The organism is Glutamicibacter nicotianae (assembly GCF_002797775.1).
Classification (GTDB): domain Bacteria; phylum Actinomycetota; class Actinomycetes; order Actinomycetales; family Micrococcaceae; genus Glutamicibacter; species Glutamicibacter nicotianae.
On record NZ_PGEY01000001.1, the window covers coordinates 973,230 to 988,385 of the forward strand.

The following is a 15,156-nucleotide window of genomic DNA, read 5'->3' on the forward strand; positions in this document are numbered from 1 at the left end:
CAGATTACAGGGGGCTGTGGTGGCAGCGTTGCCAGCTGTTATAGGCTGCTGCCGGACTCCTGTGCGGCGTACCTGTGTCCTGGCGCATTCGCGTCGAAATGGGGCACCGCGTGGGCGACCGCACTGTACTGCCAGTACTTTACGCGGAATGCGGCCATGCCGCTGTGCTCGGCCTGCGCGAACAAATCCTTGATCGTGCTGCGCGGCGCACTGGCCGGAACCACTTCCAAGACTGGAGAAGGCTCGGAAATGTGCAAGAATTTCAGCTCCTCGGTCTGCTTTTCAAGCATCGCGACCAGCACCGGCCGCTTATGCACCGAAACCAGACCCATGACATCGTCGAGCGATTCCTCAGGCTGTGTCATGACCACTGGCATTCCCTGGGTCCAGCCATAATTGCCCAAATGTCTTCTGCCCTCGCGTGATCCCAGCAACTCAGCAACGCGCACCGCGGTCTGGGATCTGACTAGCCTTCCTGGCATGTGAACTACCCTCCACTTCTAGACGATACTTCTCACTTCAACTATGCAGTTTTCCGGCCCCTGCGGCGGCATGGCCTTCAGTGACGCTGTCGACCATACGCCAAGCGGTGGGGACTTGGTATGAAATTATCATCGGCCCACCAAGTTCTTGTGCACCCGTCCCGATTCTGAGGAAATTCCCAGACTTTATTTTTTACTAGTCAAAAGCCTTATTGCAGGAATTGGCTTGGGCTGCGCGGGCTCGGTTCGCCCATGTAGTTGCGTACCGCTGATCCATCGCCGGCAACCAAGGAAGCTGATTATCGGCCCAGGTGCGCCCAAGCTCGCGCAGGGCCCGATGCGCCGCATGCCAGCCAGCCATGCCATGCACCCCGCCGCCCGGCGGCGTGGAAGAAGAGCACAGGTACAACCCCGGAACGCCGAGGGAATAGGGATTGAGCGAAGCGGAGGGACGGAAGAATTGCTGGGTGCCGGACAGCGATCCACCGCCGATATCGCCGCCGACCAGGTTGGGATCCCAGGCCTGCAGCTGCGCTGGGGAGGTGTCCACCCGCTGCACGATCCGGTCTCTGAAACCCGGCGCGAACCGCTCGATCTGCGCATCGATGAGCGCACCGGCATCCCCGGCATAGCCCTGGGGCACGTGGGCGTAGGACCAGATGACGTGGCGGCCGGCCGGGGCGCGCGAGGCATCGGCGCTCGAAGGCTGGACCACCATAACGAAGGGGCGGTCGGGCATTTTCCCGGAGGCGACCTGGTGCTCGGCGGCGGCCAGCTCGGCGGCATCGCCGATCACATGCACGGTGCCAGCCCGCGCGGTGCGCGCATCCTGCCAGGGGATCGGGCCATCGAGCAGGTAGTCCACCTTGAAGGCAGCGGTGCCGTAGCGCCAGCGTTCGAACCGGCGGCGCAGGCGTGGCGGAAGCTGGCCGCCGGCCATCTGCACCACCTGGCGGGGCGTGGCATCCAGGAAAGTGAGTTCGGCATCGGGAAGCTGGGCGAGGCTGGTGATCTGGTGCCCGGTGTGGATCTGCACCCTGAGCCCATCGAGCACCCGCAGCAGCGCGTCGATAATGCTGCCGGTGCCGCCGTGCGCCACCGGCCACCCCCAGGACTGGCCCAGGGACCCGAAAAGCACGCCGAATCCCGAGGTGAACGGGTGGGCGAGCGGCAGCATGGAATGCGCGCTGGAACCGGCGAAGAGCGCCGCGGCCTGCCGGGTGCGGAAGGCCGCGGCGGCCAGGAGCTTCGCCGGCGGCAGCGAGCGCAGCCCCAAGCGCGCCATCAGCACCGGATGCGGCGGGATGCCCAGCAGCGGGCTGGTGGCGTTCTCCAGGATCTCCTGCGGATTGCGCACCAGCGGCCCATGCAGCAGCCGCCAGATCTTCCGGTCGGCGGGGAATTGCCTGCTGGTGGCGTCCAGGCTCTGGTGCAGGAAGACCGACTCGGCGCCTTCCAGCGGGTGGGCCAGCGGGTAATCGTGGAAATCCCATTGCAGGCCGTGGCCGGCCAGGTCGAAATGCGCGAATGCCGGGCTGCCGTAGGCGAAGGGGTGGGCGGCAGCTCCCAAATCCACAATGGTGCCCTCGCCCAGCGTGCTGCCGGAGGCCGCGGCGCCGCCCGGATGGGCATTGCGCTCGAAGACCTGGACATCGAAACCGTTCTGCGCAAGCACCGCCGCGGCGACCAGCCCATTGGGGCCGGCCCCGACGACATTCGCCTTCCCATTGCTCATCGGCGGCGTTCCTCCTGGTTCTCGTGTTCTTGCGGGGCGAAGCGCTCGGGCCAGGTCTCATCGCTGAGCGCCTTGAGCTGGCTGATCTGCGACTCGGCACGATGCGACAGGTCCTGCAGCAGCGCCTGGTCCAGGCGCGGATCGTGGGGCAGCATCAGCAGCAGCGTCTGCCACATGCGCAACTTGGCATTGAGCAGTCCGGTGAGCACATCGAGCTGCACCTGCGCGGCGGCTAGCTTGCGCATCCGCAGCGGATTGAATGGGTTGACATGACCGGCGAGCTTGGCCACCGGTACCAGGAGGCGGGCCAGCGGACGCTGCCGGCATCCCAGCCGGTCCATGATCCGCTTCAGATCCGCTTGGTCGTCCTTCACCTGCTGGTGCAGCGACTCGAAGCGGTCGGCGTACGCCGTGCCCGCCCAGGTGTGGTGCGCCGCCTTGAAATGGTTCAGCCCCGATTCGGAACCCAGCAGGTGCTCGCCCAAGTACCTGTGCAGGGTCATCTGGTCGATGGTGTTGTTCGGCATCGTGCCCGTCCTTAGTTCTCGAAAGCGGTTGCAGTCTTCTGCTGGCTCGAACGCTAGGGCACCGGCCGCCGCAGGCCAATGGCTCACCGCTGATCTGCAGGCTGCACCCAGCCTTCGGCAGCTATCCGGCAGGGTAGGGGCTGGCCTTGAGCAGCCGCGCCAGATGGGCTGAGTTGCGGGTGGCAATGCCCGTGGCATTGGCCGTGACCTCCGGGGTCTGCTGCAGGTCCTGGTAGTCGGTGGTGTGCATGGCCTGCCCCACCCAGTAGGTCGAGCCCTGGGCCGCCAAGGTGAACCCGGCATCGGACAAACCCTGGCCCAGATCCGCAATCACGTGGTGCGCGCCGTCCTCATTGCCCACCACTGCTACCAGGCCGACCTTGCCGAAGAGGATCGGGCGGCCCTGCTCGTCGGTTTCCGACAGCTCGGCATCCAGCCGCTCCAGCACCTGCTGGGCCAGGCTGGATGGGTGGCCCACCCAGATCGGGGTGGCCAGCACCAGGATGTCCGCGGACAGCAGCTTCTGCCGAATCGCCGGCCACTGGTCGCCGTCTCCCATGTCCTTGAGCACCCCGAGCTTCACATTGAAATCGGCAATGCGCAGGATCTCGGAGGACACCTGGTGCTCCTTGAATTCGGCCGCCACCTGCCGGGCCAGCAAATCGCTGCTGGAGGCCTTGGGCGAGGGGGAAAGGGTGCATACCAGGATCAATGCATTAATAGGCGTCTCGGTCATGGTCATCATTCCTTGTCATCGATGCCTTTGCCTTCGGCAGTGCGTGCAGCCGGATCAGCGCTTGATGCCCGCATCGATGCGCGCGGCCAGCTCTCCTGCATATTGCATCGCCCGGTCCAGCGATGCTGCGGTATCCCATAACCCGGCGTGCTTGACCTGCGCCGGGCCGGAAGCCAACTGGGAAAGGTCATAGCGCAGATTGCTGCTGGCAGCCTGCAGCACTGCGCTCAGCATGCCCAGGGCCGTGGCGACATCGGCCACCAGTTGCGGCTTGGCTTGCTGAGAGAGCCAGCGCAGGTCATCCAGAGCGGTCGTGGCCAGCGCACCGAGTGCGGCAGAGGATTTCGCGGCCTGCAAGCAGGCCTGTGCAAGGCGGCGGTCGCGCTGCTCCGAGGCCGGTTGCGCGTAGGCTACCCCGAAGTCCGCGGAAGCCCGCGCATCACGGTCTGCCATGGCCAGCGCGTCGAGCCGCAGCTGCTTGGCCCGCGCCAGCAGGCCGGTGAGTTCGGACTGTGCGGTCCCCGAAGCCGATACGTAGCCGCCGGACATTGACATCAGCGCGGCGGCGGCTGCGAGCATCAGCGCCGCCGCGGCTCCGCCGCCCGGGTTCCCGTCCGATTCAGCCAGCTCCTCCAGCCAGCGTCCAATGCGGGCATCGCTGATTGGACGCTGCGCCACGCTATTCGCCATGGCCCTGGTCTTGGCTCATCGAACCTTCACCGGGCGGGGTTTGACCCGGTGGCACCGAACCGCCCGGTTCCAGCCCGGTAATCAGTTGTTCTTCTGAATCGGGGTTTGATGTGGCCGCGGCCTCGCGGTTGGCTGATTGCGCATCGTCGTGTGCATCGTCGCGTTCGCCATCGTCCTGCGGCGCGGAGAATTCCTGCGGGTTCATCGGGTGCTCCTGTCTGCATGATTGCTGGAGGTGAGAGTCCAGCCCTTGTCCGCTCACGCTAGACAGCGCTCAGCGGCGGGTTCAACAGCAAGGAGCAATTCACACCGAACGCTCGGATTGCGGTGCTCTGCCTGCCGGGGATCAGCCGGCCGAAGGCGATTCATGCCCCAGGTGCTTGAGCACTGCTGCATGCAGGCGCGCATCGGACAGCAACCGGAAATGCCCCAGCGTGGGCAGCTTGATATTGGTGGCTCCGGCCAAGTCGCAGCCGCCGGGGATGTGCGGGTCGAAGCTGCTGTAGATGGAGATGATCCGCGAATTCACGCTCAAGTTGGCCGAGAGCTTGAGCAGCCCCTGGTCATTGGGGGACAGGGCCCGCAGGGAGCGGATCGGAGCATAGCGTGCATAGCGCGAACCGGAGAAAGGAGTGCCGATGGCGATCATCCGATTGAACCGGTAACCCTGCAGCGAGGCGGCCATGAGATACTTGCCGATCAGGCCGCCCTTGCTGTGCGCCACCAGCACCGCACCGTCGAGCTGCTCCGTGGCCAGGTAGCGGGAAACTGCCTCGGACATCTCCGGCACGGTGCCGCGGTTGAAGCCGAGCTGAGGGATCACATGCACCGGGTGGCCGGCCTGGTGCAGCGCCTTGGCCAGCGGGAGCATGAATTTCCAGGATTCCCAGATTCCCGGAATCAGGACCACCGGTTCGGCCGCCTGGTCGCTGCCCGTGCGCAGCTGGTCGGCCGGCGTGCCCGGCAGCAGCGAACGCAGCTGCCAGGCGCCAGCATAGAGATAATCTTGCAGCCATGCGCAGGACAGCACTGCCCACCGGAAAAGCCTGCCGGCCAGGGTGCTGGTCTCCACCGTGGATCCTCCGTTTTTCACCGCGCTGCGGGGACCGGTTGCCCCGGGGTCCCTCCTCACAGCATTATCAGCACATCAGCACGGTTCAGGCAGGAAGCGACATTGCCCGCCCAGGGAATTCCGGGTTTCCGTCAGCCGGCCAGTTGTCGGCAACGCGCCGAATCGAGGCGGGAATCCCGGGTGGAATCGGCGCTCGCCGGAAGACGGGCAGGCATCGGAATTGCAACGATTTGATGCCGGATCCCCGTGATGGCGGCACGGCTGGGACGGTGCCGCGGGAGAACGGTGTTCCGCAGAATCATCCCGGCCGTTGCAAAAGCCTTCAACTAGCCATGGATTATTCATCGCGCTAGGGCTATTCTGAGGTTCTGTTGAGTAATTGCAGTTTTGGGGGACTGGCAAGTTATGAAACGACAACATCATGGTTTTAGCAGTTCTATGCCGCGCGGAGTCTTGGGGACCAGCCGCCGGCTGCCGTATGGGGCACTGGCTATCGCTGCGGCATTTGGCCTGAGCAGTGCATTGGCGTGGCCCGGTGCGGCCGGTGCAATGCCTGCCAGAGTCGAATCAAGCACCGTGGCCTTCAGCGCGGAATCCCGGCCGCTGCTCGGGCGCGACGTCGTCAACGTACCGGATATGCCCGAAGTGGCCGGCATAGGAATCACCGGCCTGAAATCTGGCACTGAGAGGCTCGGCGGGTCCGAGCCTGGCCCGGTGGCACAGGTGGCCGAGCATCGAGCGGCCATGACGGCAACGTCGAGTACGGGGATAACAGTGCCGCCCGCACCGATTGCCGCGTCCCAGGAGATCCGGCCGGCCATGCTGCGCACCGGCCTGCTGCTGGAGCACCCAGTGGCCACCCGGCAAATCTCCAGTGCGTTCGGCTGGAGAGCCAACCCGACAGGTGCCGGGCACCAAATCCACATCGGCCAGGATTATCCCATTGCCTGCGGCTCGCCCGTTCGTGCCAGCGAGACCGGCAGGGTGATTGTCGCCGGCTGGGCGGGCCATTCCGGCCAACGGGTCACCATTGACCACGGGAATCGGGTGCAGACCGGATACAGCCACAATTCGCTCCTACTGGTAAGCGTTGGCGAATTCGTGCTCCAAGGCCAAGTCATTGCGTTGTCCGGGACAACAGGCAATTCCACTGGGTGCCATGTGCATTTCGAAGTCATCGTCAATGGACAGTGGCAGAATCCGAGCAACTACCTGCCGATGGCCGGCGGGCAACGGCGAGCGGTACTTGCAGCCGGGCCATTCGCGGTGGACGCCGGCAGTGCCCTGCGCCAGCAATCGGTTGCTGGAGCATTTGGGCATTCTTCCGGAACCTCAAGCAACCGCGGCTCAGCAGGCGAAGAACGCCCAACCCGTGCGAAGCATTACCAGGCTGACCCGGTGCAGCCATCTGCCGACGGCAACCAGAAAGAGGCCAAGGCGGCCAAGCCCAAGACCCAGCCGAAAAAGGATCACTCGAAAACCAGCCCGTCTCCACGAACCACGCAGCCGGCACCGCAGCCGAGCAAGGCGCCTAAGCCGCCGAAGAAGCTGGAAACCGAACGCCCGAAGGCCCAGCCAACGCCTTCGCCAACGCTAACTCCTGTTCCAGCTGAGCCAAGTGCGCCGACTGCAGCGCCAACGCCAAGCACTGGGCCAGTGGAGCAACCCAGCGCTTCCGCATCACCTACCGCCGTGGAGACTCCAGCCCCGGAGAATCCAACAAAGGAAACGGAATCCTCCCAGGCACCTCCGACGGCAGAGCCGACCCTAGCTCCTGAACCGAGCCCGGACTCGGGTATCGAACCGCAGCAGGAGAAAGAAACGGGAAACCCGGACACCTCGGACCATGAGGAGCAAACCGAGCCCACGGCCGGGACAGAAAAGATCATCGGTGTAGCCCAGCCGAAGATCGTGGACATGCAGGCAGAGAAGGACCAGAAGGCTCCATCCAAAGCCAAGGAGCTGGCGCCGGCCAAGCCTGCTGCTCCAGAGAAGAAGGGCGCAAAGAAGTCAGCGGCTGACAAGCCCAAGCCGGCAGTCGCGGACAAGCCGAAGGCGGCTGTTCCGGCGAAGAAGAAGGCGCCAGCACCGGCTAAGCCAAAGCCGGCAGTCCCGGCTAAACCCAAGGCGCCAGTGGCCAAACTCAAGCCAGCTCCGGCCGCGGCGGCTGCGCCTGCAGCGAAGAAGGTCGCGAAGGCGCCGGCCGCAACGGTTCCGCAACCTCAGCCGAAGCCGAAGCCAAAGCTGCAGCCGAAACCAAAGCCGCCAGTTGCGGCGCCGGCCGTGCAGAAAGCCGCCCCGGCAGCGGCCAAGCCGAAGCCGAAGGCCGCGGTTCCTGCACCGGCTGAAGCTGCCGCCCCGGCCAAGGTGCCGAAGCCGCCGGCAGGCACCGCGCCTGCTGCCAGCGAGGCCAAGCCGTAGCCCTTGGCTGCCGGCACCCGAAGCTGCTCCCGTCCTTTTGGAGGGGAGCAGCTTCGGCGTTGCGCCATAGGCTGCTGGTGAAACGCTGCACAGCTGGTTAGTTCGGCGCCCGATTATTGATATTCTTGGGAGTTGAGTCCTGTGCGATTTTCCAATGCGCACCACAAGACCTATCGAAAGAAGTGCCCGGCACGTGTTTAATTCACTTTCCGATCGCCTGACAGAAACCTTCAAGAACCTGCGCGGCAAGGGCCGCCTGAGCGAAGCGGATATCGACGGTACCGTACGCGAGATCCGCCGCGCCCTGCTTGACGCCGACGTCGCCGTGCCGGTGGTTCGCGGCTTCGTGGCCCAGGTGAAGGAACGTGCCCTGGGTGCCGAGGTCTCCGAGTCGCTGAACCCGGGCCAGCAGGTCGTCAAGATCGTCAACGAGGAGCTCGTGGGCATCCTCGGCGGGGAAACCCGCCGGCTGAACCTGGCCAAGAACCCTCCGACGGTGATCATGCTCGCCGGCCTGCAGGGTGCCGGCAAGACCACCCTGGCCGGCAAGCTGGCCAAGCACCTGAAGGCCGAAGGCCACACCCCGATGCTGGTGGCCTGCGACCTGCAGCGCCCCAACGCGGTCAAGCAGCTGCAGATCAATGGCGAACGCGCCGGAGTGCCGGTCTACGCACCGCACCCGGGCGTCTCCTCCGAATTCGACACCCCGACCGGCGATCCGGTAGCAGTGGCCCGCGACGGCGTGGCCGAGGCCAAGGCCAAGCTGCACGACATCGTGATTGTCGATACCGCCGGCCGCTTGGGCGTGGACACCGAGATGATGGCCCAGGCCGCGAACATCCGCGCCGCCATCAACCCGGATGAAGTGCTCTTCGTCATCGACGCGATGATCGGCCAGGACGCGGTCAACACCGCCCAGGCCTTCCACGAGGGCGTGGACTTCACCGGCGTGGTCCTCTCCAAGCTGGACGGCGACGCCCGCGGCGGTGCTGCCCTGTCGGTGGCCTCGGTGACCGGCAAGCCGGTCATGTTCGCCTCCACCGGCGAGAACCTGGACGACTTCGAGATCTTCCACCCGGACCGCATGGCTTCGCGCATCCTGGACATGGGTGATGTGCTCACCCTGATCGAGCAGGCCGAGAAGAACTGGGACAAGGGCGAAGCCGAGCGGATGGCGAAGAAGTTCGCCGACCAGGAAGACTTCACCCTGGACGACTTCCTCGCCCAGATGGCCCAGATCAAGAAGATGGGCTCGATGAAGAAGCTGCTGGGCATGATGCCCGGCGCGCAGATCTCCCGCCAGCAGCTTGAGCAGTTCGACGAACGCCAGATCGACCGCGTCGAGGCCATCGTCCGTTCGATGACCCCGCATGAGCGCGTGGCCCCGAAGATCATCAACGGCTCTCGCCGCGCACGCATCGCCAAGGGCTCGGGCGTCTCGGTCTCCGAGGTGAACCAGATGCTGGAGCGCTTCGGCGAAGCGCAGAAGATGATGAAGAAGATGGCTGCCGGCGGCGGCATCCCGGGCATGCCGGGTGCCGGCAAGGGCGCAGCCCGCAAGGCGAAGGCCAAGGGCAAGGGCAAGAAGCAGAAGTACGGCAACCCGGCCAAGGCCGCGCAGGCCGAGCTGGAAGCCAAGAACAAGAAGGCCGCTGCCCCGAACGGCGCCGCCTTCGGCGCAGGCGCCAACCAGGACTTCGATCCGTCGAGCCTGAACCTGCCAGCGGGCTTCGAGAAGTACCTGGGCAAGAAGTAGGCCCTGATTCCCTGCACCGGGAAGCGACCGCGCCATGGGAACTGGAACCAGTTCCCATGGCGCGGTTTTCCTTTGCGCAGCACAGCGCCACCTATGATTGATAGATAACGACAATTCCACCCGCGAAAGGGGTCCGCCTCCGTGGATTCAACCGAGTTCAACTACCTCAACCTGGACTTCATCTTCATGGGCGACAAGCCTGATGCGGCGGCGCTGATCCGCACCGCGCTGGCCGACCGGCGCCTGCTGGGATTCATCGGCGGGGCTGTTGAACGCGAGCATTCCACCGAAGTGATGGCCGAGGTGGCCACGGTGAGCGAAGCACGCGATGCGGTGCTCTACCGCATCGATGCCAAGGGCAAGCTGCGCGAAGGCTCGCGCGTGACCAAGCTGGTCCACGAGCTGAAGAACTCCACCGGTGCCGACTACGTGCTGGTGGACGGGGACGAGATCGATGGGCCGAACCCGGATGAGGAGCTGCTGGGCGACTACGGCACTTCCAGCGAGCTGCTGCACGGTCCGAAGCTCAAGGGCTCCGAGCTGGTGCTCGCGGCAGGCTTCGAGACGAACGAGATCACCGTGTGGGAGCACGGCGCCGGGCTGATGGCCATGCCCAAGGAACCGGTCTATGCCCCGAGCATCGGGCGTTCAAGCCGCCCGTACCTGTCCCTGGACCGTACCGGCAATGTCATCACCGCAACCATCGAAGCCAAGGGGCCGCGGCTGGAGCTGTTCGGCTCCTCGATGTCCATGACGGTGGACCTGGAACGCACCGTCATCCTGGAGCCGGAAGCGGGCAGCCCGGCAGCGGTGCGCCTCGAAGAGCTGGATCACCTGCTCCATGGCTGGGATGAGACGGAACTGGAGCTCGTCGAGCAGCTGGTCGAGGATCCTGCCCACCGCGCGGAGGCGCAGCAGCTGGCTCGCGGCAGCAGGGATTTGAAGGATCTCAAGCGTTTGCTGGCGCTGCTGGGCTTCGATGCGCGCAGCGTCGACTACCTCACCGGCCGTCCGCTGCCCGAGGAACGCCGGGTGATCACCACCGGCGGCCCGTACAAGACCATCAAGTCGGCCCTGGCCGAGCAGGAGCGCGAAGCCAAGGGCCTGGAACGGCTGCTCTACCGGCACAACTGGAACCCCAAGGCACTGATCGGTTCAGGCGCAGCGGTGCTGGCATCCGGTGCGGCAGTGCACCTGGTGCTGGCCAAGAGCGAACGCTTCGGGTGGCTGCCCAAGCCGGCGCGCCAGCTGCTGATGCTGGCCTGGTATGCCGATGGCGCTTTCTACCTGGGAAAGGGCATTGTCGACGCGCTGAAAGCCAAGCGCAGCCGCTAGCCAATCGCAGCAAACCAAAGGCCAACCCGGCAGGAAACGAGAATGCTTCTTGCCGGGCTGGCCTTTGCCGCAAAGTCCTAGCCGCGGTCCTTCAGTTCAGGGAAATCGGTATCCCGGTACTCTCCGCTGACGGTGGTGCCGGCCGCATGCCGTTCCTCCTCGGCCAGGCGCAGCTCCACGCGGCGGATCTTGCCCGAGATGGTCTTGGGCAGGGTGGTGAATTCCAGCCGGCGGATCCGCTTGTAGGGGGCCAGCTGCTCGCGGCAGAAGCCGAGGATGTCCTTGGCCACCTCGGCGGATGGCTCCAGGTTGCCGGCCAGCACCACGAAGGCCTTGGGCACCGAGAGCTTCAGCGGATCAGGAGAGGGCACCACGGCTGCCTCGGCCACCGCAGGATGCTCCAGCAGCACCGACTCCAGCTCGAACGGGCTGAGCTTGTAGTCGCTGGACTTGAAGATGTCATCGGCGCGGCCCACATAGGTCAGCATGCCTTCCTCATCGCGTTCGGCGATATCGCCGGTGTGGTAGACGCCGCCCTGCATCGCTTCGGCGGTTTTCTCCTCATCGGCGAAGTAGCCCTTCATCAAGCCGGCCGGGGCCGGATCGAGGCGCAGGCAGATTTCCCCGATTTCGGCCAGCTGCCCGGTGGTCGGGTTGCGCAGTTCCACCGCGTAGCCCGGCATCGGGCGGCCCATTGCGCCGACCTTCACCTCGGTGCCCGGCGAATTGGCGATCTGCACCGTGGTTTCGGTCTGCCCGTAGCCATCGCGGATCACCTGGCCCCAGGCCTTGCGCACCTGGTCGATGACCTCTGCATTCAACGGCTCGCCGGCGGAGACCAGTTTGCGCGGGGGAGTCTTCAGGGTGCCAAGGTCCGCCTGGATCAAATAGCGCCAGACGGTGGGCGGCGCGCAGAAGCTGGTGACCTTCTCCACCGCCATCTGGTTCATCAGCGCCAGCGGATCAAAGCGCTCGTAGTTGTAGACGAACACTGTCGCCTCGGCGATCCACGGGCCGAAGAAGTTTGACCAGGCGTGCTTGCCCCACCCGGGGGATGCCACATTCAGGTGCACGTCGCCTGGTTCCAGGCCGATCCAGAACATCGTTGCCAGGTGGCCCACGGTGTACGAGGTGTGGGTGTGCTGCACCAGCTTGGCCAGCGAGGTGGTTCCCGAGGTGAAGTAGAGCAGCATGTTCTCATCGGCCAGCGTCGGGGAGTCCAGGCTGAATTCGGCCGGCGCCTCGTGGGACTTGCCGTAGTGCAAGGTGCCCTCGCTGGCTTCGCCGCGCACCTGGACGATCCGGTAGTCCCCGGGGACCGTGTCGAATTTGGAGACCTGGTCATGGCTGGTGATCACCCAGTTCGCGTTTCCGCGCTCGATGCGGTCGGCCAGATCCGCGCTGACCAGCTGCGTGGTCGACGGGATGATCACCGCGCCGAGCTTCATGCCCGCCAGCATCACCTCCCACAGGGCCACCTCGTTGCCCAGCATGACGATGATGGTGTCGCCGCGTTGCAGGCCCTCATCCGAGAGCCAGCGGGCCACCTGGGTGGAGCGGCGCGAGAGCTCGGCCCAGCTGTAGCGTGCGGAGCTGCCATCGGGTTCGGTGAGGATCAGTGCCGGTTCATTGGCCCGCGCCGGGTCCTTGGCCACCTGGTCGAACCAGTCGTAGGCGAAGTTGAAATCGTTGAATTCCGGCCAGGAGAACTCGGCCCGGGCCCGGTCGTAGTCAGCGCGTGCTGCCAGCAGCAGATCGCGTGCTGCCCGGAACTTGCCGGTATTGCTCATCAGAGTCCTTTGCATGATGGGCGCCAGCGCCCAAGAGAATTCTTCGGTCTTCTGGAATCAATATACTTCAGTGCCCAGTTCTGACGAATTGTTGCGACATCATGCGCGGTAAGAGTGTTGAAGTTCGCAAATTTTGCCCAACGAATTCCACTGCAGGCATACATAGTGCCTGAATGCTGGATGCCGGAGAAATGCTCGACCATCTGGTGCCTTGTCCGTCACGGTCGAGGTCCGCCTGCCGCCATGTCGTTTTGGCCAGGTGCTTTCTGGAGCAGAACTCGGGCCGGCGGGGTGCCGGCTGCCAATCAACCAGAACTCGAACTCATATTCCGTCGTAGGCGCTTTGAAGTGTAAGGACGATACTTATTTTAGTGGTACATCAGTGGCAAAGTTGCGTCATCGAGGAAATCTCGGCGAGAAAGGCTAGAAGCCTGCACTCAGGATGACATAGGTATAAGGAAAAGGCCTGAAGATGGGAATCGTACCGACGACTGGAGCGGTCCATGCGGAAACTTCTCGCATGGACTTCCGCGAGATTGTGCGGAGGCTGAATGCATCCTTGGGGGTGCAATGGTTTCCGCGATGGCGGGAGCAAAGGATCCTAAGGCAAGCTACCGCTGGCAAAGGGAGAACGGAACGGTCCCTTCGAATGCGTCTCAGACTCGTATTATGCTGGCTCACCGTGCTTGGAAGATGGTCTCGGATGTTGATGGAGAACAGGTGGCTCGCCAATGGTTCCTTGGAGCTAATCCCTGGCTTGACGAAATTTCACCTGTCGAAGCAATCCGCCAAGATCGGTTCAAGGCCGTGATTGATGCAGCCGAGGCGATGTCCTCAGGGGGATGCAACGGCTAATGAACGGTACATTGGAAGAAGCGTATGGCCAGCCAAGCATAGCGCGTGAACCGTTGGCTGGCTTTCGCATCGCAGCTGAAAGCTACGGTGCTCATAATCCCCCGGAACGGGGTTACTTCTTCCCCGAAGAAGTCGGCGTGTGGAACAGGTTTGACACCACTGGGCGCAATCTCTAGGCGGCATCTACGCGCCAAGGCGCTTTTACTGAATGCCTCTACGGATATCGGCTAGACCATAAAGCGCGGACCGCTATCGACTTCATGGCAGAACAGTTCGGCATCAGCCAGGAGGAAGCCCACGCCCTCTACATCGAGGAACAGCAACGGCCTGGACACGATGAACTCGGAACGTTCCCTAGAAACTGGTGCGAAGGACGTCGACTCTACGAACTGGCCAGCAAAGAAGACCTCGTCTGGTTTGACCTAAGCTCAGCGCATTCGCTGGAATATATCGACCGGAACTTTGGCCCCGAAATCTCCAAATCCTGTGATGTGAACGCCGTTGACCTATTCCACCTGTTCGGGGCAAATCGCAAGCTGACCACTTTGATTTCCACGAGCCTACGCAACCTGAGGCTCCACGATGTCAGTTTCGCTGACGGAATCCGCTTCACATCCCGGCATGGCGTCGGCATGTGTTGGGCCTTGTCGATGCGACGTACCGACGACGGGCTCGACAGCGATCTGGTCGTCGCCACTGAAGGCCAGCAGATACTTGCGGATGATCCAGATCTGCTAAACGTCTCTCAACGGTTCAATATCCGCGTTGGCTAATTGTTGTGACAGGTGCCTCCGCTTTACTGCCTAAGCCAGTCTGTGCAAGATCGGCCCTTGCCGAATCTTTGGTTTCTTGTTGCGTTGTGCCACTACCTCTGGGAACCGTGGAACTGGACTCGCCGATGCCGATGGTCTAGCGTCTGGACTATGCCAAAGGACGAGACACCAGCCAAGCAACAGAACCCCCTATTGGTCCTGGGGAAAATCAGCGCCATCCTCGATTCCTTTTCACTGCGCCAGCCGGTGATGTCCTTGGCTGATATCCGCGAGGCAACGAATCTGCCGGCCTCGACGGTGCAGCGGCTGGTCGCGAATCTGGTGGGGCAAGGCTTTTTGGACCGCGAGGATGACGGGTACCGCATAGGAATGAAGATGGCCTACTGGGCCGCGCCAGCCACCCGCGGCCGTGAAGTGCTGGATGTCATCATCCCGTCCTTGCGCGAGCTGCGCGACTTCACCGGGGAAACAGCCTGCCTGTTCCGTGCAGAGCAGCACTACCGAGTGTGTGTCGGCATCGCCGAAACACGCCATGCGCTGCGCCGGGAAATGCACCTGGGCGAGCTCGCGCCGTTGCATGCCGGATCTGCCGGACGCGTGCTGCTGGCCTGGAAGCCCGAGCTGATGCAGCGGCTGCAGGATACGCGATTGGAACCGCTGACCGATGCGACGATTACCGGCATGGCCAGCCTGGAGCAAGCGGTTGCGCAGACTCGTGCCGATGGTTTCGCTATCACCACCGGCGAACGCGAAAACGGGGCATCGGGGCTGTCCGCGCCGGTGTTCGATTCCGCGGCCGGCCTGGTGGCGGCAGTGACCATCAGCGGACCCACCATGCGCATGCCGCGCGAGCAGTGCGAGAGCTGGATCGAGCCGCTGCTGGATACCGCTGAGCGGATGACACGGCTGATCGGCGGGCGCTTCCCCGGCGAAACCCACCGGCCCGCCGTGTAGCGCCGCACGTTTAGCGGCACGCAGCCTGGT

At 64.0% G+C, this 15,156-nt stretch carries 14 protein-coding genes; 6 read left to right on the forward strand and 8 right to left on the reverse strand.

Going from position 1 to position 15,156, the window contains the following annotated elements; all coding sequences use genetic code 11:
• Positions 1-38: 38 nt before the first annotated feature.
• From ATK23_RS04385 to ATK23_RS04415, 7 genes are all read right to left on the reverse strand, one after another.
• Complete coding sequence (locus ATK23_RS04385; protein WP_245858298.1) at positions 39-365, reverse strand: hypothetical protein; 327 nt, start codon at positions 363-365, stop codon at positions 39-41.
• A 313-nt stretch (positions 366-678) separates the two neighbouring features.
• The gene (locus tag ATK23_RS04390; protein WP_083515416.1) at positions 679-2,217 is read right to left on the reverse strand and encodes a phytoene desaturase family protein; all 1,539 of its coding nucleotides are present in this window, start codon (positions 2,215-2,217) and stop codon (positions 679-681) included.
• Positions 2,214-2,744: a hypothetical protein gene (locus tag ATK23_RS04395; RefSeq protein WP_066137993.1), complete on the reverse strand. Its 531-nt coding sequence runs from the start codon at positions 2,742-2,744 to the stop codon at positions 2,214-2,216. Before ATK23_RS04395 ends, ATK23_RS04390 begins: the two co-directional genes overlap by 4 nt.
• Before the next feature lie 121 nt (positions 2,745-2,865).
• On the reverse strand, positions 2,866-3,480 hold the full coding sequence (locus tag ATK23_RS04400) for a flavodoxin family protein (protein WP_100339315.1): 615 nt from the start codon (positions 3,478-3,480) through the stop codon (positions 2,866-2,868).
• A gap of 54 nt (positions 3,481-3,534) precedes the next feature.
• Positions 3,535-4,170: a cyclodeaminase/cyclohydrolase family protein gene (locus tag ATK23_RS04405; RefSeq protein WP_083515417.1), complete on the reverse strand. Its 636-nt coding sequence runs from the start codon at positions 4,168-4,170 to the stop codon at positions 3,535-3,537.
• Positions 4,160-4,375, reverse strand: a complete 216-nt coding sequence (locus ATK23_RS04410) for a DUF6480 family protein (RefSeq protein ID WP_066138004.1) — start codon at positions 4,373-4,375, stop codon at positions 4,160-4,162. Before ATK23_RS04410 ends, ATK23_RS04405 begins: the two co-directional genes overlap by 11 nt.
• 141 nt (positions 4,376-4,516) lie before the next feature.
• A complete protein-coding gene (locus ATK23_RS04415) occupies positions 4,517-5,242 on the reverse strand; it encodes an esterase/lipase family protein (protein ID WP_245858299.1) in 726 nt (241 codons plus the stop codon).
• Between the two features lie 576 nt (positions 5,243-5,818).
• On the opposite strand from ATK23_RS04415, the gene ATK23_RS04420 reads away from it, so the two are divergent.
• From ATK23_RS04420 to ATK23_RS04430, 3 genes are all read left to right on the forward strand, one after another.
• A complete protein-coding gene (locus tag ATK23_RS04420; RefSeq protein WP_211286063.1) occupies positions 5,819-7,663 on the forward strand; it encodes a M23 family metallopeptidase in 1,845 nt (614 codons plus the stop codon).
• Between the two features lie 193 nt (positions 7,664-7,856).
• Complete coding sequence (ffh, locus tag ATK23_RS04425) at positions 7,857-9,419, forward strand: signal recognition particle protein (RefSeq protein ID WP_066138008.1); 1,563 nt, start codon at positions 7,857-7,859, stop codon at positions 9,417-9,419.
• A 141-nt stretch (positions 9,420-9,560) separates the two neighbouring features.
• On the forward strand, positions 9,561-10,754 hold the full coding sequence (locus tag ATK23_RS04430; RefSeq protein WP_066138011.1) for a hypothetical protein: 1,194 nt from the start codon (positions 9,561-9,563) through the stop codon (positions 10,752-10,754).
• 77 nt (positions 10,755-10,831) lie between these two features.
• Here the strand turns inward: ATK23_RS04430 and ATK23_RS04435 are convergent, their stop codons facing one another.
• The gene (locus ATK23_RS04435; RefSeq protein WP_066138013.1) at positions 10,832-12,544 is read right to left on the reverse strand and encodes an AMP-binding protein; all 1,713 of its coding nucleotides are present in this window, start codon (positions 12,542-12,544) and stop codon (positions 10,832-10,834) included.
• An 854-nt stretch (positions 12,545-13,398) separates the two neighbouring features.
• On the opposite strand from ATK23_RS04435, the gene ATK23_RS16240 reads away from it, so the two are divergent.
• The 3 genes from ATK23_RS16240 (at position 13,399) to ATK23_RS04450 (ending at position 15,126) form a co-directional block, all read left to right on the forward strand.
• Complete coding sequence (locus ATK23_RS16240) at positions 13,399-13,575, forward strand: hypothetical protein (RefSeq protein WP_157066308.1); 177 nt, start codon at positions 13,399-13,401, stop codon at positions 13,573-13,575.
• An 84-nt stretch (positions 13,576-13,659) separates the two neighbouring features.
• Positions 13,660-14,172, forward strand: a complete 513-nt coding sequence (locus ATK23_RS04445; RefSeq protein ID WP_066138016.1) for a hypothetical protein — start codon at positions 13,660-13,662, stop codon at positions 14,170-14,172.
• A gap of 150 nt (positions 14,173-14,322) precedes the next feature.
• Positions 14,323-15,126: an IclR family transcriptional regulator gene (locus tag ATK23_RS04450; protein WP_038991476.1), complete on the forward strand. Its 804-nt coding sequence runs from the start codon at positions 14,323-14,325 to the stop codon at positions 15,124-15,126.
• Positions 15,127-15,156: the final 30 nt, after the last annotated feature.